17 protein-coding genes are annotated in these 19,490 nt (G+C 55.5%); 5 read left to right on the forward strand and 12 right to left on the reverse strand.

What is annotated here, in order from left to right:
• The gene (gene dprA, locus ACTH3D_RS07975; protein WP_441666535.1) at positions 1-1,131 is read right to left on the reverse strand and encodes a DNA-processing protein DprA; all 1,131 of its coding nucleotides are present in this window, start codon (positions 1,129-1,131) and stop codon (positions 1-3) included.
• Positions 1,132-1,336: 205 nt separating this feature from the next.
• Between dprA and def the strand changes: the two genes are divergently transcribed.
• Positions 1,337-1,843 carry a peptide deformylase gene (gene def / locus ACTH3D_RS07980; RefSeq protein ID WP_441666536.1) on the forward strand — a complete coding sequence of 169 codons (507 nt, stop codon included), beginning with the start codon at positions 1,337-1,339 and terminating at the stop codon, positions 1,841-1,843.
• A gap of 45 nt (positions 1,844-1,888) precedes the next feature.
• Here the strand turns inward: def and ACTH3D_RS07985 are convergent, their stop codons facing one another.
• Genes ACTH3D_RS07985 through ACTH3D_RS08000 form a run of 4 tightly spaced genes read right to left on the reverse strand, consistent with a single transcriptional unit; the run spans position 1,889 to position 6,648 of the window.
• Positions 1,889-3,415 (reverse strand): TolC family protein, encoded by a 1,527-nt coding sequence (locus tag ACTH3D_RS07985; RefSeq protein ID WP_441666537.1) that lies wholly within the window; start codon positions 3,413-3,415, stop codon positions 1,889-1,891.
• Positions 3,399-5,315, reverse strand: coding sequence for an FUSC family protein (locus tag ACTH3D_RS07990; protein WP_441666538.1), 1,917 nt, complete (start codon positions 5,313-5,315; stop codon positions 3,399-3,401). The genes ACTH3D_RS07985 and ACTH3D_RS07990 overlap by 17 nt, the downstream gene beginning before the upstream one ends.
• Positions 5,299-6,348 carry a multidrug transporter subunit MdtN gene (mdtN, locus tag ACTH3D_RS07995; RefSeq protein ID WP_441666539.1) on the reverse strand — a complete coding sequence of 350 codons (1,050 nt, stop codon included), beginning with the start codon at positions 6,346-6,348 and terminating at the stop codon, positions 5,299-5,301. Before mdtN ends, ACTH3D_RS07990 begins: the two co-directional genes overlap by 17 nt.
• A gap of 3 nt (positions 6,349-6,351) precedes the next feature.
• A complete protein-coding gene (locus ACTH3D_RS08000; protein ID WP_441666540.1) occupies positions 6,352-6,648 on the reverse strand; it encodes a YtcA family lipoprotein in 297 nt (98 codons plus the stop codon).
• Between the two features lie 290 nt (positions 6,649-6,938).
• Here ACTH3D_RS08000 and ACTH3D_RS08005 point away from each other — a divergent pair, with 290 nt between their 5' ends.
• Entirely contained in the window at positions 6,939-7,367 is a 429-nt protein-coding gene (locus ACTH3D_RS08005) for an ion channel (protein WP_441666541.1), read from the forward strand.
• 69 nt (positions 7,368-7,436) lie between these two features.
• On the opposite strand, the gene ACTH3D_RS08010 is transcribed toward ACTH3D_RS08005, so the two are convergent.
• A complete protein-coding gene (locus tag ACTH3D_RS08010; RefSeq protein ID WP_441666542.1) occupies positions 7,437-8,777 on the reverse strand; it encodes a glutamate carboxypeptidase in 1,341 nt (446 codons plus the stop codon).
• 378 nt (positions 8,778-9,155) lie between these two features.
• Here ACTH3D_RS08010 and ACTH3D_RS08015 point away from each other — a divergent pair, with 378 nt between their 5' ends.
• Positions 9,156-9,866 (forward strand): hypothetical protein, encoded by a 711-nt coding sequence (locus ACTH3D_RS08015; RefSeq protein ID WP_441666543.1) that lies wholly within the window; start codon positions 9,156-9,158, stop codon positions 9,864-9,866.
• 72 nt (positions 9,867-9,938) lie between these two features.
• Positions 9,939-11,084: a calcium:proton antiporter gene (locus ACTH3D_RS08020; RefSeq protein ID WP_441666544.1), complete on the forward strand. Its 1,146-nt coding sequence runs from the start codon at positions 9,939-9,941 to the stop codon at positions 11,082-11,084.
• A 44-nt stretch (positions 11,085-11,128) separates the two neighbouring features.
• On the opposite strand, the gene ACTH3D_RS08025 is transcribed toward ACTH3D_RS08020, so the two are convergent.
• The 6 genes from ACTH3D_RS08025 to ACTH3D_RS08050 all read right to left on the reverse strand — a co-directional run bounded on the left by ACTH3D_RS08025 (position 11,129) and on the right by ACTH3D_RS08050 (position 18,161).
• The gene (locus ACTH3D_RS08025) at positions 11,129-12,244 is read right to left on the reverse strand and encodes a linear amide C-N hydrolase (RefSeq protein WP_441666545.1); all 1,116 of its coding nucleotides are present in this window, start codon (positions 12,242-12,244) and stop codon (positions 11,129-11,131) included.
• A 109-nt stretch (positions 12,245-12,353) separates the two neighbouring features.
• The gene (locus ACTH3D_RS08030; RefSeq protein ID WP_441666546.1) at positions 12,354-12,839 is read right to left on the reverse strand and encodes a hypothetical protein; all 486 of its coding nucleotides are present in this window, start codon (positions 12,837-12,839) and stop codon (positions 12,354-12,356) included.
• Positions 12,840-12,878: 39 nt separating this feature from the next.
• Positions 12,879-14,483: an MBL fold metallo-hydrolase gene (locus ACTH3D_RS08035; protein WP_441666547.1), complete on the reverse strand. Its 1,605-nt coding sequence runs from the start codon at positions 14,481-14,483 to the stop codon at positions 12,879-12,881.
• Between the two features lie 698 nt (positions 14,484-15,181).
• Positions 15,182-16,054 carry a hypothetical protein gene (locus ACTH3D_RS08040; protein ID WP_441666548.1) on the reverse strand — a complete coding sequence of 291 codons (873 nt, stop codon included), beginning with the start codon at positions 16,052-16,054 and terminating at the stop codon, positions 15,182-15,184.
• Between the two features lie 48 nt (positions 16,055-16,102).
• Complete coding sequence (locus ACTH3D_RS08045) at positions 16,103-17,620, reverse strand: molybdopterin-dependent oxidoreductase (RefSeq protein WP_441666549.1); 1,518 nt, start codon at positions 17,618-17,620, stop codon at positions 16,103-16,105.
• Between the two features lie 13 nt (positions 17,621-17,633).
• Positions 17,634-18,161: a hypothetical protein gene (locus ACTH3D_RS08050; protein ID WP_441666550.1), complete on the reverse strand. Its 528-nt coding sequence runs from the start codon at positions 18,159-18,161 to the stop codon at positions 17,634-17,636.
• Positions 18,162-18,416: 255 nt separating this feature from the next.
• Between ACTH3D_RS08050 and ACTH3D_RS08055 the strand changes: the two genes are divergently transcribed.
• Positions 18,417-19,397 (forward strand): 2-hydroxyacid dehydrogenase, encoded by a 981-nt coding sequence (locus ACTH3D_RS08055; protein WP_441666551.1) that lies wholly within the window; start codon positions 18,417-18,419, stop codon positions 19,395-19,397.
• Positions 19,398-19,490 lie beyond the last annotated feature (93 nt).

Raw genomic sequence — 19,490 nt, forward strand, 5'->3', positions numbered from 1 at the left:
TCATGCATAGCGTCTGGTCGGCAGGCGCACCCAGCCGCCGGGCACCTGGTCGGCCACCCCGTCAAGTGCCAGCATGATCAGCTGGCTCTGACAGTCCGGCGGCGTCAGGCCACTGAGCTCTGCCAGCACATCCATGGGTACCGGGTTGGCACTGAGCAGGGCGAGCAGGGGGTCATCTGTCTGGCTATCAAGCTCTGCGAGACCTGCTTGTTCCGTGCTGCAACCAGCCAACGGCTGACCAGCGCCCTGGGAAAAGGCCCAATCTGGCAGTTCGGCAAGAATATCATCCACATCGCGCACCAGCACTGCACCCTCACGGATCAGGCGCAAGCAGCCACCCGCCTCAGGGTTATGGAGGGAGCCGGGCACGGCAAACACCTCGCGCCCCTGTTCAGCTGCCAGCCTGGCACTGATCAACGAGCCGCTGCGCTCGGCGGCCTCAACCACCAGCACGCCCAATGACATACCCGTCACGATACGGTTGCGCCTGGGGAAAAACGACGGATGCGCACGGGTGCCCGGCGGATGCTCCGACAGCAACAAGCCGCCTTGCTGCCCAAGCCGCTCGTGTAGCGATCGATGACGCGCCGGATAAATCACATCAACGCCGCAACCCAGCACAGCAATGCTGTTTCCTCCCGCCTCCAACGCTGCCCACTGGGCTGCCCCATCGATGCCCAGCGCCATGCCGCTGACCACGCAAACCCCCTGCTCCACCAACGCTTGTGCAAAGAAGCTCGCGTTGCTCATGCCTTCCCGGGTGGCACGGCGGGTGCCAACCATGGCAAGCCGGGGCGAATCCAGAGCAGCGAGATCCCCCTGCGCCCACAGCACAGCCGGCGGATCATTCAGCGCTGAAAGAGATGGCGGCCAGTTGGCGTGCCCGGGATAAAGCAGCTGGCGATGCCGGTCGGGGTCACACCACATCAATTGCGACTCGACAGCAGCGGCCAGCGGGCTATGTGACGGGCGATCCAGCGCCAGACGCAGCGCCTGGGCCGCCTCGCGTGGCAGCCTTGCCAGCCAGCCATCCGGCCAATTCGGAGTGGCATCAGCAAGCGCAGCCAAGGTGACAACGCCAAGTCCGGGCAGCTGTGACAGCAACAACCATTCTCTCGCACCAAGAGTCATCAGGCGGCATCCCTGCGTTACTCAGACAGTCTGAGTAACAGATTAGCTGCTGTCCGGGCTGTCTGCTCGGCTATTGGCACGGAACGCGTCGATCATGGTGTGGTCTGATAGTGTAAGATACTATTGTGGTAGTGAGTGACGTCCATGCCCCTTATCAGGCCAGTTGACGTACCAAGACAGCATAACTAGTGGTGACAGTAACCCCATGGCAATACTCAACATCCTCGAATTCCCCGATGAGCGCCTGCGCACCAAGGCAGCGGTAGTCGAGTCCGTTGATGACGACCTACGTCGTCTGGTTGATGACATGTTCGACACCATGTACGACGCACCGGGTATCGGTCTCGCAGCCACCCAGGTGGACGTGCATCGTCGCGTCATTGTGATCGACGTCAGCGAAGACAAGACCCAGCCGCTGGTGCTGATCAACCCCAGCTACACGCCAATCAACAGCGAGCGTGAGCCGATGCAGGAGGGCTGCCTTTCCGTGCCGGAGTATTACGCTGAGGTTCCACGCGCGCTGAGCGTCAGGCTCGATGCCCTAGACCGTGACGGCAAACCGTACACCCTGGATGCCGAGGGCCTGTTAGCGCACTGCATTCAGCATGAGTGTGATCACCTGGAAGGCGTATTGTTCATTGACTATCTCTCGCCGCTGAAACGCGAGCGCGTGCTGAAGAAGATGCAAAAGCGCCAGCGCGCCGCCTCCTGATATCGCGCTCAGTCAGTCATCCGGTCAGCCGCATGTACAGGCCAGTTACAGATCAATCGCCTGCTCGGGCGAGCTATTCGACGTCATGGCACCAAGCGTGAACGCCAGGGTTGATGCTGCGATCAGACTTGCAGTATGGGCATCCGAACGCGCCAGTCTGGCGTCTAGCAGACCTGATTCAGCGATAGTCACTTCGGTAATAGTCGCTACGCCGTTGATATAAGCGTCATAGGCGGCATCGTGGGTCACTGCCGCTGCCTCTACCAACGCATCGGCGGCATCAAATGCCGCCAACGAAGAGCGCAGCGCGTCAGCAGCCACAATGATTTCACGCGACGCCACATTACGAATTTTTTCAAAAGCTGCCTCAGCTGAGGCAGAAACAGATAGTGCTTGCTGCCGCTTAGCTGCATGAAGGCCGCCATCATAGATTGGCATCGTCACGCCGAGAAACACTCCGGTGCCAGTCGTTTGATTGCCGATACTTGGCAGATGACCAATGCTCAAATTTTTCTTGTTGGTGCCCGTGGCTGCGGCAACAAACACCTTGGGCATAAAGTCAGCGTCAGCAGCACGCACGCCTGCTTGAGCCGCTTTCCACGCCGCATAGCTGGCCAACACATCAGGACGCTTGCTAAGCGCTGCTTCAATTGCCGAGTCTAGCGGGGCTAAATCATCGGCCTTCGGCAACTGCCGTGCTGAAGCACTGGCAATTTGTATCTGTGTACGCGGCGAAACGCCCAGCTCTCCCAGCAACCCTTGGTATCGATCACGCAGCATATCCTGTGCTTGAACTACTCGCAGATTAGACTGGGCGACATGCTGACGGGCCTGTGCCACGGCAATGGTTGTACCCGTGCCATTGGCGTAGCGCGACTCCGCGGCATCCAACAGACGCTGACTATTCACTAACACCTGCTCAGCAATGGCTAACCGGCTCTTAGCCGCACCGTACTGGTAATAGTTGCGTGTCACGTTGTAGATCAACAACTGGTGAGCACCGTTGAAATTAACGTTGGCTGCATAGGCATTATGCTTTGCCGCGTCACTCAGCGCCTTACGCTGGCCGAAATCAAACACTAGCCACTGCAACGCAAGGTTTGGCGCAACACCGCTAACCGTCGTATCCGCGTAATGCGTGTCGCCATCAAATAACCCGCGATAAGGAATACTGGTTTGCTGCCTACCGGCAAACACATTGGCGGTGATGAGGGGCAGAAACGTGGCTTCAACCATTCCGGATGCCAGCGCTAGCTGGCGCGCCTGCTCCCAGGCAATCCGAGTCGACGGATTATTGCGCTGGGCAATATCTATCAGCTCAGGTAACTGATAGATCCTACCTGGCTGCAAGTCAGCAGACACCGAGGAAGGCAGGACCACAACATCAGCGGGGCCTGTAACGGAAAAGTCGCCGGGCAGGGCAGCTTCGCCTTTGGGTGTCCAAGGCGTGCTGGGTGAGGCTGACGTATTGTCCAGCGCATCCGTTGCACAGCCCTGCAAACCCAACGCCATACTCAGCAAAACACAGGCCCCGAGCTTACTTGGCCTGAATACGCTAGATTCCCTCAACATTGACAATCTGCTCTATCCGGATGAGTTGTCGTTCCGTGTCACTATACGTGCTGCGGTAATGTGGTGAACCCTCATCAGCCGAAGGCAATGGCCTGTTACACCGGCTTTCCGGCTCAGTGACGAGTTGCAGCTTGAGTCGCTGGAGACGCTCTTTGACAGCACCGTCATCCTGCTCTGCCACATAAAGCTGGCTGGTGAAGTTGTGCAGTTCTTCAACAATGGCATTCAGACGCTTTAGCTCGTCAGCGCTGGCACGCAGACGCGACGGCTCGAAAGGCGCCATATCGAGGAGCTCTTCAGCTTGGCCTAGTGAGAAATGCGCAGAAGATGCCGCTTGGGTACGTGCCTGCTGACCCTGTCGGGACAGTGTACTAAGATCACTCATGGCATCCAGCGCATCAGTAAGCTTAAGCACCACCTGACTGGTTACACTCCGCGGCCAGAACTGGGTAAAAATAATGTAGATCACAAAAATGCCGAGCAAAATGCCATAAATACGATTGCTAGCCTGGGAAAAATCAAAGCTGGGGCCAAACCCGTTGAGCGTAGTTAGCAAAAAAGCCAAGGCGATCTGCACACCCGCATAATAAATCCGCTCGATACCTGATGACACCCAAGCACCGATCAAGACACCAAAAAATACCAAGCCCATCAAACCACCGACAGAGGTCAAGTGCGGCATGACAAAAATCAGCGAAAGGAAACCGAGCGCCGCACCAATCAAACAACCAACAATGCGCAGCGTCAGCTTACGCAGCGTCTCTCCCGTGGTACCAAGAGCCGCGACATAGCACGTAATCATTGCTGTATGAATGCCGTCCCACTGCATAGCGGTGTAGATCAGATAGCAGATTACCGCCGCAGCTGATGTCTTTATTGCATACCGTTGATGTATTGGATTAGAAAACGCATCAGCAGCCAGCAGGGGAATTTTTCTTGGTCGCGGCGGCTGAATTGCACCTCCATCGGGTTGCGACAATCCAGATAACGCTGCTTGAATCTGCTGCAAGGCCTTGCCTACTGGCTCTGACGCAACCTGTGAAGATGGCAACGGCTCATCATTGGCAATGGCATCCGCCGTCTGACGCAGTTGTGCTGCTACATCGACCCTTGCTTCGCTATTCAGGCCCTCAGGCAGCGCCTCTGCCGCCACCAAGATACGGTAACTTGTGTCCACCGCGCCATTCAGCCAGCGCGCGCGCTCCGTTGATATCAGATGCAAAAGCGTGACGATCTGCATCTGCTGTAGCGAAGCATCATTACCTTCACTGACTAAGGTGTTGAACTGTTCTGAAGCCTGCGACGCTTCGATACGATCTGCCGCACAACGCAGTCTTTTAATAATTCGGTTGCGTACCAGTGTCTGGGAAGGTGTCCCGAACAATAAATTGAACAGAATCATCAAAAACATCGGCATGCAGGCCATCTTCCAGGCCATCAGCAAGCCTTTGTCGGCTATCTCGCCAACCGGCACCATGGTTACCAGCGTCATGATAAAGGCAATAACCAAACCAACAATGGCAGCCTGCTCGCCCAATGGCGTTGCCGAGCTGAGAAACAGGAAGAGATACGAGGCAAAAAACATGACCGCCAACCGCATGGCTGGGCTGTCGACACTGACGTTAATGATGGGAATCATCAGCAGCACCACGGTGGATGCCATCAAAATGACACCAATGGCCATGATGCAGTTTAGTACGGCATCTTCTTTGCTGAGGAAAATCACCAAATAACAGCTGATCGCGGCTTCGGGAATTTTCAAGAGCATGGCCGTTGCAGAAACCAGCGCGCACTGAAGTGCCACACGCCAAGTCAGGCCAAGTCGCCCTGGAAAGGGCTTCAGATCACCCCAAGCTTGGCGGGCAATTTTTCCCCAACTAGATTCAGCAGTCATCGGCATGATGAACAGTAACCATAGCTGAAGCACCCACTCGCATTAACTCAGCAGGTGGGTTATCCAGTCGAACTCGTACCGGAAAGCGCTGCTGAACCCTCACCCAGTCGAGAGACTTCGGCACAATCGGCAACGAAAGAGGTAGATTAATCCGGTCTTTCGAGGCAACGCCCCACCCTATGCCAATGACAGTGCCTTTAATCGCCTGCCGACGATTCGCCAGCGCGTAAACTGTGGCGCAATCACCTACTGCGATATTCTTAAGCGTCGTTTCAGTGAAATTGGCCGAGGCATACCAAGTGTCTGTCTGAATCAAATTAAACTGAGACTGGGCAGGCAGCGCATAGTCGCCGACTGAAACTGTCACACCAACAATGCGTCCATCAGCCGGTGCATAAATTCGCGTATTCTCCAGCTCATGCTGAACAATGGCTACGGCTGCTTGTCGCGCTTCAATTAATGCCTGCGTTGCTTGATCATTACCCACTAACGCATCAGCGGCTTCACGCTGTTTGAGCGCTTCTTGCAGGCTGATTTCAGCATTACGCTTAACCGTGCGAGCGTCATGAATCTGCTGCGTAGAAACATAGCCTTTAGACTCCATCGGCAGCAGCCGGCCAAGCGTCTGATCTGCCAACGCGAGATTCGCTCTCGCTCGACTAATCTGAGCCTCGGCAATTTTCGCATTGGCTTGTTCAGCTTGAATATTTCGTGAATGGTCGCTGCTAGCTGCTGTTGCAATGGCCAAATCTGCTTCAGCCTGTATCAAGGCTAATCGATAAGCTGTGTCATCAATTTCAAACAACAGATCGCCTTCACGAACAAAGTCGTTTTCTTCAACGTATAACCCTGTAATACGACCAGCTACCGACGATGCAATATGAACAACATCCGCCGTCAATGTGGCATCATCTGACAACGGGTTGGCTGTTGCCGCCTGGTAGCGCTGATAAGCTAGAACTGCTGTGCCAGCGATGATAGCAATGGCAATCACCGCCCCAAGAATAGAGGCTGTTCGCTTGGAAGCATGACCTTTCATGACTCAACGCCCAAAAAATAGAAAAGAAGACAACAAGGTCATACTAAGCGTCATAGAAAAATACACCGGCACTCGCCACGGAATAATGTCGTCCAGCTTGGTCAACACAAAAGTGACACGGAGAAGAATTGTTACCACAACACCGATAAACAGCGAGAGCAACCACGAAGGAAAAAAACTGCCAAACATGCCGACGGCAGGAGCCGCTGACAGGGCTGGCGTTGCCACCATTAGCAAAGCAGCTACCAGAGAGGCTCTCATCAGGAAATACTTTTTCTTTACAATGCCTGAGCTCAACATTCGAGTCCTCTACTCATCGCGATCTGCCCTATAGGAATCAGGCCCAGCCAAGCACGCAAGCTCACGCTGCAGCTGCTTAAGCTGCGCGGCTCAGCCGCTACCCTATGCCCAGCATCAGGAAAACAACAATTATCACAAAGCATATATCCGCAAAAAACAGGTATATTGTATCGTGTCGTTGCTCATGATGTGCAAGCTGCAGACACAAGACTCAATGCATCTACCCAACATTCCAACCTGATGGCTCGATTGCTTTTAAAAACAGACATCAGTAACAGAGGCGCCCGGCTTTGTTTGCGATATTCAGTGGAATCCTAATCAGTCTTCTCAACATCGCGATCCACGGACTCTTGACTGTGTTCATGGTGAGAACAGTCCACACCAGCCTCAAGTCGACGCACCACACTCGACCAACACCTCGCATCATCGTCACCATGGTGATTGCTGCCTCCATTCTCATGGGCGCACATTTCGTTGAAATTTGGCTGTGGGGCCTGGCCTATGCCTTGCTTGGTGTCACACCTGACGCGGGGGCAGACTTCACGTTTGCCTTCGTCAATTACACGACGCTAGGCTACGGAGATATATTGCCGGTCGAACCTTGGATGGTGATGGGACCAATGACAGCAATGAACGGCGTACTGTTGTTCGGCTGGTCAACGGCTGTGTTGTTTCAAGTGCTGTCAATCACCTTTGATCACTATGGGTTCAAGTACTGAGCTGCTTTTATTCCTGACCGCTTTAATCTCTGAAAGACGGTTTTGGCCTGAAGGCCAAAACCGTTACCTTCATTGGGCCTTACCATGGTCTCTGTTAAAGTCGTGACCCAGGATCTCCAGCATTCGGGTTGTCAGGTAAAGACGCGGTACAATCGAATCCACTTCGATATACTCGTTACTGGCATGGTAACCCCAACCGGCCAGCCCCATACCTTCAAGCACTGCGGCCTTGCCTGAGCTTGCGGCAAACCCCGCATCCGTGCCTCCGGTTGTACCCGGAATCAACAGCAGGCTACGCCTTACCGCATTTTCTGTCGGCATCGAGCGTGTCTTTTCCTGACCCAGCTTCCCCTCGCCAAGCTCCGAGTAAATCGACTGTGCCAGTTCCGCAAGGGCGCGCCCTCTCTCACCGGCTTCAAACATCGGACGCAGAATCTCTAACGATACAGCGGGATAGGTATCTGGAATCAATGGACTTTCCTCCACCCGGACCCTGACGGCTTCAAGCAACTCTTCAGCTGCACCCTTACGGGTAATCCGCACATCAGCTCCTGCCTGTGCCTGCCCCGGAATCTGATTGCGTGCAGTGCCGCTTTCTGCAGAGGTCCAGTTGAGCTGAGAGCCGGGAACACTGTCAGCAATATCTCGTGTTTGTACAAGCTGGTGCGCAAGCTCGATCAGCGCATTACGGCCATCCTCTTGGGCTGCACCGGCGTGAGCGGCACGCCCATGAACAACCATCGACATACTGGCCGTACCGGCTGCGCTCAGCAACACGCCCTCGGACCCGGCGACTTCTTTCGATGGACTGGGCTCGTAAGACAGCACAACATCATTCTCGCTACCGAGCTCAGCGATGATAGTGCCAGAGCCTGGTGAGCCGATTTCTTCGTCCGCATTGAACTGCACAGTCAAGGTGTCGTAGTCATCCCAGCCCATTTTCTGGAGAATCGCCAGAGAGTTCAGGATGACAGCAATGCCACCTTTATCATCGGCGATGCCCGGCCCATAGATTCTGTTTCCATCGCGACGCCAAGGTTCCAGCTCAAGAATTCCGGGCTGATAAACGGTATCCATATGCGCCAAGAGTGCTACGTTCAACGTACCGGAGCCCTTGAACACACCTCTGACAAGTCCCGGCGGCATGTCGTTGGTCGCCGGAATACGCCGCGTATCAGCCCCCAGAGCGCGCAGACTGTCTTCGGTATAGCGAGCCATCCTTTCCAGCCCTTCGATATCATCCGAGCCCGACTCGATTTCCACCATATCTCTCAAGGATTCAATCAGTGCCGCCTGCTGAGCCTGGGCGGCATCCAGCAATGTCTGATTGACGTCTGACTCCTTTGCCAGCGCACTGGTACACATCAGAACCAGCCCGACCAGCGCCACGCTCAGTCTACTTTTATTCATTCGGATCATTCCTGCGGATTGCCTGCAGCTGTTTCGCCACACAGTTTAAGTGCACTCAAACGGTGAGCCTGAAATACTCTCAACACTCATGCACAACGCTGGAGTTAACGATACCATGCTAGACGTTAACTACCTTGTCCAGACTACATCAAGTCCCGCTCAGGGAGGGGCCAGAGCATGAGCATCAAAACGTATTTAACAAAGCTGGCACCAGCGCTCGTCCTGCTGGCAGGAGCAGTCCATGCCGATGTCTTGCTGGCTACCTCTGCTGCTACCTCTGTTTCTGACACCCCTGCTGTCAGTGACCGCCGCCTTCCAGGTGCAGGGCACAGCAATACCCCGCTCATCACAGCAGAGGCTGAGCAATGGAAGTATGCCATGACGCTGTACGCCTATCTCCCAGCGGTACGCGGCCAGATGAGCTTCCCCAGTCGCGCACTCAGTCCTTCATTTGCCGTCAGCCAGCAGGAAATCCTTTCTGACCTGAACCTGGCATTCATGGGTACTGTGCGGGCACACAAGGGCGACTGGGGCATTCTGGCTGATATTTTTCACGCCAATCTCAGCGACTCCACGAAAGTCACACGAGATGTGAAGGTCCGCGGCATACCGATCAAGAACGCCACAGCGAATCTCGACCTTGATAGCAAAACAAGCCTGCTCACCCTGGCGGGTACCTATGCGCTGACTGATACGCCACGCAATGTGACTCGGCTAGTCGCCGGCACACGAGTCCTTGATACCCGCCAGAAGTTAGACTGGAACCTTTCAGGCACAGTTCCCGGCCTCGGCACTGTGGAGCATGACGGCCATTCAGCAATCAACCAGACGGTATGGGATGGCATCGTTGGCGTCACAGGGCAGGCTCGCTTTGGCAATAACCTGCGCTGGTTCGCGCCCTATCATCTTGACGTCGGTGCCGGTGGCTCCAGACTGACAGGCCAGGCGCTTGCCGGAATCGGATACTCTTACCCTTGGGGCGGCCTGACTGCCACTTGGCGTTACATTGGCTACGATTTCAAGTCTGGCAATGCCATATCCTCACTGTCGTTCAATGGACCCGCTGTCGGTGTGGTCCTTCACTTCTAAAGACAATCGCAATTGGGGTTCACAGAGCCTGACAGCACTCACCCGATAACCAACTGTCCCAGGAAAGACTGTATGACTGCCTCTGAAAACAGCGAGCACAGTAACATCAACCGGATCATCCCTTGGACCTGGGCCGCCCCACTTGCTGCCTGCCTACTTATCGTGGTTGAGCTGTCAGGAGCGGTTGACACATCCTCGGCCATCATCCTGCTTGTCTCAGCAATCTTTTTGGGCGGCGCCATTTTTTCGGCAGTACATCATGCTGAAGTAATTGCCGCCAAGGTCGGCGAACCATTCGGCTCCATCATCCTGGCACTGTCGGTCACAGTCATTGAAGTGGCCCTAATCATTTCCATCATGCTGTCGCCTCACGGAGGGCATGACACCCTTGCACGCGATGCCGTATTTGCCACCATCATGATTGTCCTGAATGGCATCGTCGGCCTGAGTCTGGTGGTTGGCGGAGTGCGTCACCTCGAACAGTCTTTCCAGAACCAGGGCACCGCGGCTGCGCTCAGCGTACTGGGCACACTGGCTGTCATTGCCCTGATACTGCCGAATTATACCCTGGCCATAGCGGGGCCTTTTTATGCGCCGATCCAGCTGGTGTTAATCGGGATGTTTTCCATCACTCTTTACGGCATCTTCCTGTTCGTTCAGACAATACGCCATCGCGACTACTTTTTGACGGTGGAAGTACCAACTACCAAAACGCTTGAGACTGCCGACCCTACACCTCACCTGATACACCCTGTGCCATCAGGGCGCACCACCCTGATCAGCCTGGCGCTACTCATTACGACCCTATTTGCCGTTGTCATATTGGCTGAATTGCTGGCACCAACGCTAACTCAGACTGTGCTCGCAGCAGACCTGCCAATCTCTCTTGTCGGCGTAATTATCGCTGCGCTGGTACTGATGCCAGAAGGCATTGCCGCAGTTCGCGCGGCAAGATTCAACCGGCTACAAACCAGCCTGACCCTGGCGTTGGGCTCTGCCATGGCCACGATTGGCCTGACGATCCCGTTGGTCGCATTTGCTGCTGTGCTTCTTGACCAACCACTGGCACTGGGACTGCACTCCGAAGAAATGGTACTGCTTCTCCTGTCACTGTTCATAGGAACCATTACCCTGGCCACCGGACGCACAACCATTCTGCAGGGCGCAGTACATCTGGTGATTTTTGCCATTTTCATGCTGCTGGCCATCATGCCGTAAACGGCGATTAGTCTGCAGTCAGACCAATCTCTGATTAACAGAAATCAACAACATTTGGCCTCCTTCAGCCTGTCGGTAGAATCGCCCGTCAGAGTATTCATCTGTGCAAATGCCAGAACTCTCGGGCCATCGATACCAGCAAGCGAGGCCAGGTCAAAGCGGGTGTAATTGATGCTCTGGTAGGTCCTCAGGAAAAACTGCTTACGCTCAAGGTCTGACAGGTTGGTCCAGCAGGTAAACTCTGTAGCGTAGGCTGTGCGGGGTCCTTCTGTCAGCCCCGGAACCGCCAGGTGAGCGGTGCTTTCAGAGGGGAAGTCGATTGTCACCCCGCGAGGGCGGTCAAAGTTATTCATGATATGGGCCAGCGTCTGGACAGCCAGATCCGGGGTACTGGCCTTTTCCGTATATTCAGAATAATACGCCGCTCGCACAAAGCGCCCCACCGAGGTGTTGGAAGCCGGCAGTCCGGCTGTCGCGATACCGGAGTCCGGCTGGACCGCTCGATAAGTGCCAAAGTTCGCGCTGGTTTTATCAACGTTGGTGAGGAAGGTGTAGTTATCCAGGTTAGTCAGATGCCAGTCAAATGACGGACCATTGGTCATTACCCCCACCGGGTTGTCGTAGATATTGAGCTGACCACGATCAAACTCGATGACCAGCGCTCCGCCAACAGCATCATGTGCCACATAATGAAACGGTGACTCGACGTTACCCAGCAAGGCCAACATCTCAAGCATGACCGGCTGCTTGTTCAGCGCTACCTTGAGCTCTTCCACCGTCGCAAACTGGCTCAGCGCCCAGGTGCCAAGATCAGAGGCAGCAAGAACGGCAAGCGTCGCCTCAACCGATGCCTGTTCTCCACCAGCGGTAGGATAGGACAGCACGCTGAAGGTCAGCCCCTCAGCATTCATACCCTCAACCGTCTTGAGGTCAGAAACACCCATCGGTGCACTACTGCTAGGGATGCGGTCAGGCATGGCAACCGCCAAAAAATCATGCTTGGCGGCATAATCCAGAGAGGGGTGTCCGCTGACCTCCGATGTCAATAGCGTACCAGAAGGTATGAACATGACCTGGTAAGGCAGGTCCTGAGTAAGTTCCAGAGTCCTGCCGAAATACACTTTTCCCGCAGCGTCGCGGTAACTCAGCGAAGTACACATGCTACATGCTCCCGTTGTTGTTCCTGCGGTCCTCTACCCTGCGTAGCAACCCTGACAAAGTCTATTGATGACCATTAAAATCAGCAGTACTGCGCGAGTGAAAGCCAGCTTACTCTGTGGCGTTTTCCGTGCCATCCTGCCCGCTGCTGCTAATGGCGCGTAAGCGTCCGGCGCTGTCTTCCAGCTCCTGAATGATGCGCTGCATTACGCCGATGCGCTCCTCCAGATAATCCTGGGCTTCACCGTCGGTGGCGTGGCGGCTTTCCAGCAACGCCTGGCTGACTGCGCTTTTCAACGCCAGCATCATGCCATGTAGTTTGTCGGTTGTACGGTGGGTCTGGGCGGCATTTTCCAGCGCGGCGTCGGCACCGTGGCGGAAGAAGATCGGCACCACGTTATCGTCGGCATCAAAAGCGATGGCATCGCGCAGTGCCAACTCCGGGCTGCTGTAACTGGCCAGGCCCTGGCCTTCATCAGCGCTGTCACGGACGAGATGCCCACTGTGATCGATGATCCGCCACTCGTAAGATTCGTCGCCATAAACCTCGATGCTACCGGCGTCGTGGGGGCGATTGATGCGATGTTGAACGGTCATGGCCGTTATCCTCTTAAAGGCGTTAGGGACTGGCCCCAGTTAGCTGCTGTTATCTTTCAGAGTCGATAAGCGCCATTGACCCTCTTCATAGACGGCGCTTCTTTCACGCTGCAGTTTAAGCAGATGTGCCAGTAAGGAGCGCTTGGCCAACGGGTGCATCACGACGGGCACGTCAGCATAAACAAGCGTGACCAGGGCATCTTCTCCGGCAGAGCCAAGCTCGCGCAATGCCGCCATCACCTTGCTCTCGCGGGACATGCGATGAGCAATCAGACGATCGAGTACATTATAGGGCGCGTCCATGAGAAAACCGTGTGCTGGCGCAATATAGTCAATCTCTTCTTCGTGCAGCGCTCTCAGCGATTTCAGGTAGGCCCCCATATCGCCATCAGGCGGATTGATGACCACAGTGGAGCCTTGCATGATGTGGTCGCCGGCAAACAGCAGTTTTTCCTCTTCCAGCAAGAAACAGAAATGGTTTGATGCGTGTCCTGGCGTATACAGCGCAGCCAGTGTTGCCCCGTCGACAGTCAACCGCTCACCATGTTCAAGTTGGCGATCTGGCTGGAAAGCCTGGTCATGTCCTTTTTGCTTAGGCTCAGGCGCGGGCCTGCCCAGCACCTCGGCACCAGTTCTGGCTTGCAACAGACGTGCTGCCGGCGAATGGTCGATATGGGTGTGGGTGGTCAAAATCCAGCGAATCGGCCCCGGCGCTGCCGCCATGATAGCGGCCACGTGTTCATCAATTGCCGGACCGGGATCGATAACGGCGACCTCGGTATTGCCAACCAGATAGGTGTTAGTGCCCGGTCCTGTCATCACGCCCGGATTGGGTGCGGTAAGACGCAGCACACGGTCCGATATGCGCACCAAGTTTCCCGGCAGTATTTCGTAAGCGGCTGTGGCGGTAGCTTGTGGGTCGATCTTACCGATTTCGGCATAAGGCGCATCGCCTTCATAAAATAGTTTTTTCCCGTCACGCCCACTGGCAAAGCGTGGCAAGGTCGGCCTCACCTGCCGTGGGCGGCGCGTATCGGTGATGAGGGCTTGAGTTGTTTCAAACGCAGTTAGCTCTTTCAGTGTACGTAGCGTGGGCGATGACAACGCAAGTTGACCGCGCCGGGCGCGCTCTAATGCCTCTGCCGGTGCAATCCAGACATGATCGACGGCTTCCTGGCCATCTGGAGTCGCCGTCTGGCGCTCAGGGGCTGCGGCCACAAAAAAGCGCGTATCGTAGCGCCGTGGCGGCCCAACCGGGGTAACCCAATGGCTGAAAAAAGCCAGCTTGTCTACCGCAGCGCTTAAGTTGCGCACACGACACACGTCGGCGAGCGTCAGCTGCCCTGAGGTCAAGCGCTCACGTAAACCGGCATAAAAAGCAACATCACCCGGCTGGGCAATCTCCACGTATTCGCCCTGAGGGTCATGGGCCAGCAGCAAGCCGACTTCCTCGAAACTCTCGCGAATTGCAGCGATAACATACGCCAGGCCGCCACGCTCCAGACCCAGCATCCGACTGACCTCAGCATCATCCAGCTCGCCACACAGCGGCAGCATGTCCTCACTGGCATCCACCGGGTCCACCGCACCACCGGGAAACACAAAATAGCCTGGCAAAAAAACGGCCTGGTGCGAGCGTTGCATCAAGTACACCTCTAGCCCGGAGGACGTATCCCGGCTGAGAATAAGCGTGGAGGCGGGGCGAGGCGACATACTGGGATTTGGCATGGAATATTTGTTCAGTCAAAGAAGAACTGCTTAACCATACGCATTCCTGCACGAGGTTTCACGGCTCACGGGCTACCGTGCAATATCAATGGGAGTTTTTCCAAGTCGACAGACTGGCCCTCTGCTTGCTTGATGTGGCAGCGACTCGCATCGGTGGCGTGCCCAGGATGATATAGCCAATTAACTCTTGGCTATCGACAGGAATTGTGTAAACCATGCAGGTATTTCTTCTGCTTTCCAACCGGTGGGTGAATCACCATCGTCGCATGACAGTACGGCTTGATGCTTCTTGCCCTGTGCGTCGCGAATATGCACGCAGTGCTCTGGGGTGCCAGTCAGCTCGCAGGGAAACGCAAAGAATCGAGCCGCTGTATGCTTTCCTTCTGCTCGATCAGTACTTGAATCGGATTGACCTTGCATTTGAGCGCTGCAGTCCCCGATGCCTGTGACGTGAGCACTAAGCTGGCATGCATCTACAAACCGTAGATAGTATGCTTTTTGATGGCGACTTTTCTGCAATTTTCGGCCAGCCGATCAATGGGTAAACCCAATCTTTTTTACTTGACCACTGCACAACGTGTGCCCAGTAAGCTAGAGGCAACTACTGGCTGGCGCTAGTTTTCAGACCCTGATTCGGTGAGTGGCTGTGGGTTGCGGATACGGTGGCGGCGGAAGAATTTTCCACTCTGCGCTTTCTCCGCCTGCTTAAGCGCAGCCGCGGCCACAGGCGCAGGAGAGGCCAAGCCAAGTTCCTGCAACGCTATCTCCGCCTGAGCTGCCCGCGCCTCGAAGGAGCCCAAAGCAGCCGAGGCTCTCTCATCGAGGCGCCCCTTTGACTCGAAGTACTTTAGGCGCGGGTAGCGCCCGGCCAGCGCAACGCCCCAATCGAGCGCAGGGTTCCACCATGAGTTGATGTCGCGCCCCTTGCCGGTGCGGTACTGTTCCAGCACGTCATCCAGTGCACCATTCAACAGTTTCAGGTCGAAGTCGACCCCTGGCACTTCGTCATCGGCCGCAGCAGTATAAGCGTCCACCCCCGTTCGTGAGGGCCCGGTGCGGGTATCACGGTAGCGGGCCAGTGTCATCATATCGCTGGCCAGCACCGGTTCGTTGACCGGCAAGCGCACAGCCTCAGAATCGCCCATCAGCTGACCCCAAGACATACGAATAAAGGTGTGTTGGTCTTGCATGCCGGGACGGGTACAACGCAGTCCGACGGCATAGGCTTCTAAGGGTTCCTGCAAAAATTGAAACCCAGTGTAGCGGGCCCAGCGCACCACGATAAAATCATCCGCAGTGGCACCGGGCAAATGAAAATCAACCTCTTTTAGGTAGTCCAGCACGATCTGCACCTGTGCGTCCGACAGTTCAAGGTCTTCGTGCAGAGGATACATCCCTGCAAAGGTGTTACGTGCTGGTCTGGGGCGCGCAGCAATGTAGGCATCGAGCTCGGCTTGAGTACGTGGGCGTGATTTTTTCAGTGTCATACTTTTTTTCAACATAATAACGAGGGCTTCCTTTTTTCTCGCGGACGGTCAGATCAGCTGGTTACGATCGTAGAAGTCCGTGTCCTCGAAGTAGCCACCGCGGCCCTCAAGGATAATGTCGTAGCGGTTGACCACCTCAATGCGTTCCAGCCATTTCAGGCTACGAAAGCCCGTCGAAGTTTCCAGCCGCAGCCGCACTGGGGCGCCATTTTTGGCCGGAATTTCCCCTTCGTCGTTAAGCTCAAAAGCAATCAGCGTTTGCGGCATTCGCGCTTCAACCATGGGTGTCGACACATAGTAAGTACCCCCGTCGTAGAGGGTGTCATCACGGCCCATATTCTGGAAACTGGTGTACACCACGTCCGTCGCGCCGGGCAAGGGTCCAGCCAGCTCCAACAGGTCCGCCACAGTAATACCGCGCCAGCGTCCAATCGAGGTGAAGCCCTGCACACAGTGGTGCAGCGTGGTCTGCGAGTGACCCGCGGCAAGTTCCCGCAGATCTGCAAGCGTCAGCGTCATGGGGCGTTCTACGTAGCCACCGATCTCCAGCACGTAGTCGTCCTCGTAGCAGTTGGCCATCAGCGCCAGGTACTCCTCGGTTTCTGGTGGTCGTCCGCTGCCGCGGAAATTGTCGGTGGTGTTGGCAAGGCCCACGTCTTTACCGGTGATATTGCTGCGATCGTACTGCATGCGCGCGGGCAGTTTGTAGAGCAGATTCGACCAGGGCCGCACAATCACATTATGCAGCCGCTCAACGGCACGGCCATCCGCCAAGGTCCAGCGCGTAGCAACCACGTGCAGTGTGATGACGAGAACGAGGCCGGTGCTGAAAATAACGCCACCTAAAACAGGGTTGTTAGAGTGTCCCAGCACCATCTTTGATGTCTCATGCAAGTAGCCGTGCAGAAAGACCAAGGGCACGTGGACGATGAAGAATACGACGTAGCCCACCAAACACAGAAAGTGAGTGCTGCGGATCACCTGGCGGCCACCGATCATACGGGTAATGCGCGAAAAATGATTGGCAACGGCCGGAGACTGAAATGCGCCAGTAAGAATGACCAAAGGCGTCAGTATCAGGACAACGAAGCCGTAAGACAGTTGTTGCAGGGCATTAAACACCATGCCCTCGACGGGTTGGGGCATGGTGAAGGCAAGGTAGGCCAACATATCCTGACCTGCTTGGGTAAAAGTGTCCCAACTGGTAGGCACGTAGCGCCGCCACTGACCGGTCGCCAGCAGCAGCACGAAGTAGATGAACCAGCAGGTCACAAAGCCGGTCACGGCCATAAAATGCCAGTAACGCCCGAGCCCCAGCAAGCCACGCCCGGGGAGCGAAATGCGCGGAGAGTAATCACTGTACTCGCCACCCACCGTGTAGTACTTATGCTTGGCTTCTTCTTGAACCGTAAATTGCGCCCAGGCTGTGCCAGGCACTGTGTGCTGCGAGCGGTAAAGCTTGGGGTAGGTACCCAGAATCTCGAGTCCCGAGCGAACCAGGAACGAAATAAAAATAATGTTAAGAAAATGCTCCACACGAAGCCACCACGGAAAGCCGAGTTCCATTAATAAACCCTTGTTAGTCCATAAAATTTTGCTTGTCAGGCGCGGCAACGATCATTCCGTAGCGTAGCGCCCAAAACAGCACGAGGTAAGCGATGGAGGCAAACAGCGTCAAATTCCAAATCGCCGCAAACACCACACTGGCCCCATTCCAGACATAGGGTGCATTACCCAGCAAGCCGCCCATGTAGATGAGCAGTGAAATCAACGCGATGACCACGCCCCACTTCCAGATGCGGGCAGCGCTCAGCAAGCCAACGGCGACGAACACCAGCGCAGTCCCGAATACGCCCCACAGCAGCGGGGTCGCGAAAGGAAAGATCTCGTGGTTGGATAGCGCAACTGCCGCCGACGCAGCGCCGATAACGGCGATCACGGCAATGAGTAACAGCCGAGTGGTCTTTGGTAGATTGATACGGATGTAGCGCAACAGTGGAGCGCGTTTTTTCCCCGGGCTGATGTGCTCAAGGACTGGCTGAGTTGCGTTTTTTGTGCCACGAAAGTCCACCCCAGCGCGCAGAGCCGGAGAGATTTTGTCTTCCATTGCTATGTCCTGCCTCTATCGAAGATCATTAATCGTCGGCCAGTGCTCAGCATTACTACAGTGCCGTCCAACGTTTCAGGCCACCTGCGGCAATCTTATCAACTTACTGGTCATGCAGATGGAGGGCGATACGGAAGATATGACCAAACGCTACCGTCTCGCGTCACTTATTCCTTGAATTCAGGAGCCGAGCTATCTGCCAAAAAGATAGTCTGTTCAGTAGACACTCGGCCCACCGCTTACAGGAACCACAAAATGAAAAAACGTATTCTGGTCTATGGACACCTGAACGACAGCCAGTTGGCCCAGCTTAACCAAGACTTCGAAGTCATAATCTTTCCCGATCTGACTTCAATCGACGACACAGCCTTCCGTGCTTCGTTATCCGGTGCCCACGGGTTGGTCGGCGCCAGCCTAGTCATCACTCCCGAGCTACTCGACGCGGCCCCTCACCTGGAGACCATTGCGACTATCTCGGTGGGCTATGACAACTATCCAGTCGAGGAGTTGACTCGTCGCGGTATCCTTCTGTGTAACACTCCAGACGTGCTCACCGAGACAACTGCCGACACCGGCTTCCTGCTGATCATGGCTGCCGCCCGACGCGCAGTGGAGCTGGCTGAGCTGGTCAAGCGCGGCGAGTGGACACGCGGAATAGAACCTAAGTACTTTGGTAGCGATGTGCACGACAAGACACTGGGTATGATTGGTTTCGGACGCATCGGAGCTGCCGTGGCCCGGCGTGGCGCTTTAGGCTTCGGCATGCGCATACTCTATTCCAATGCTTCGCCCAAGCCCGAGCTAGAAGCACAGCTCGGCGCTGAGCACCGCGAGATGAAAACACTGCTGGCTGAGGCAGATATTATTTGTGTCACTGTCCCCCTCACTACCGAGACCGAACACCTGATCGACGAGCAAGAGTTTGCTCAGATGAAGCCATCTACGATCTTCGTCAACATTGCGCGCGGAAAGGTGGTCAACGAAGCAGCGCTCATCGAGGCACTGAAAATGGGCCAGATCCAAGCAGCCGGCTTAGACGTATTCGAGCAAGAGCCGCTGTCGCCGGAGTCACCGCTGCTCCACATGAAAAATGTAATCGCCTTACCACACATCGGCTCAGCGACTCATGAAACACGCACTGCGATGGCCCAGCGGGCCGTGGATAATATAACCTTGGCACTTAGGGGCGAGCACCCCATCAGCTTAGTCAATGAAGAAGCGTGGAAACCCGCTTAAGCTGTATGGTCCCGGAGTATTTGTAATGTAAGCGGTCTAGCAACGACATCTACCGACGCTGACCTACATTACTCACACTGGTGACCTCTGAAT

Source organism: Halomonas sp., assembly GCF_052095765.1.
GTDB lineage: Bacteria > Pseudomonadota > Gammaproteobacteria > Pseudomonadales > Halomonadaceae > Halomonas.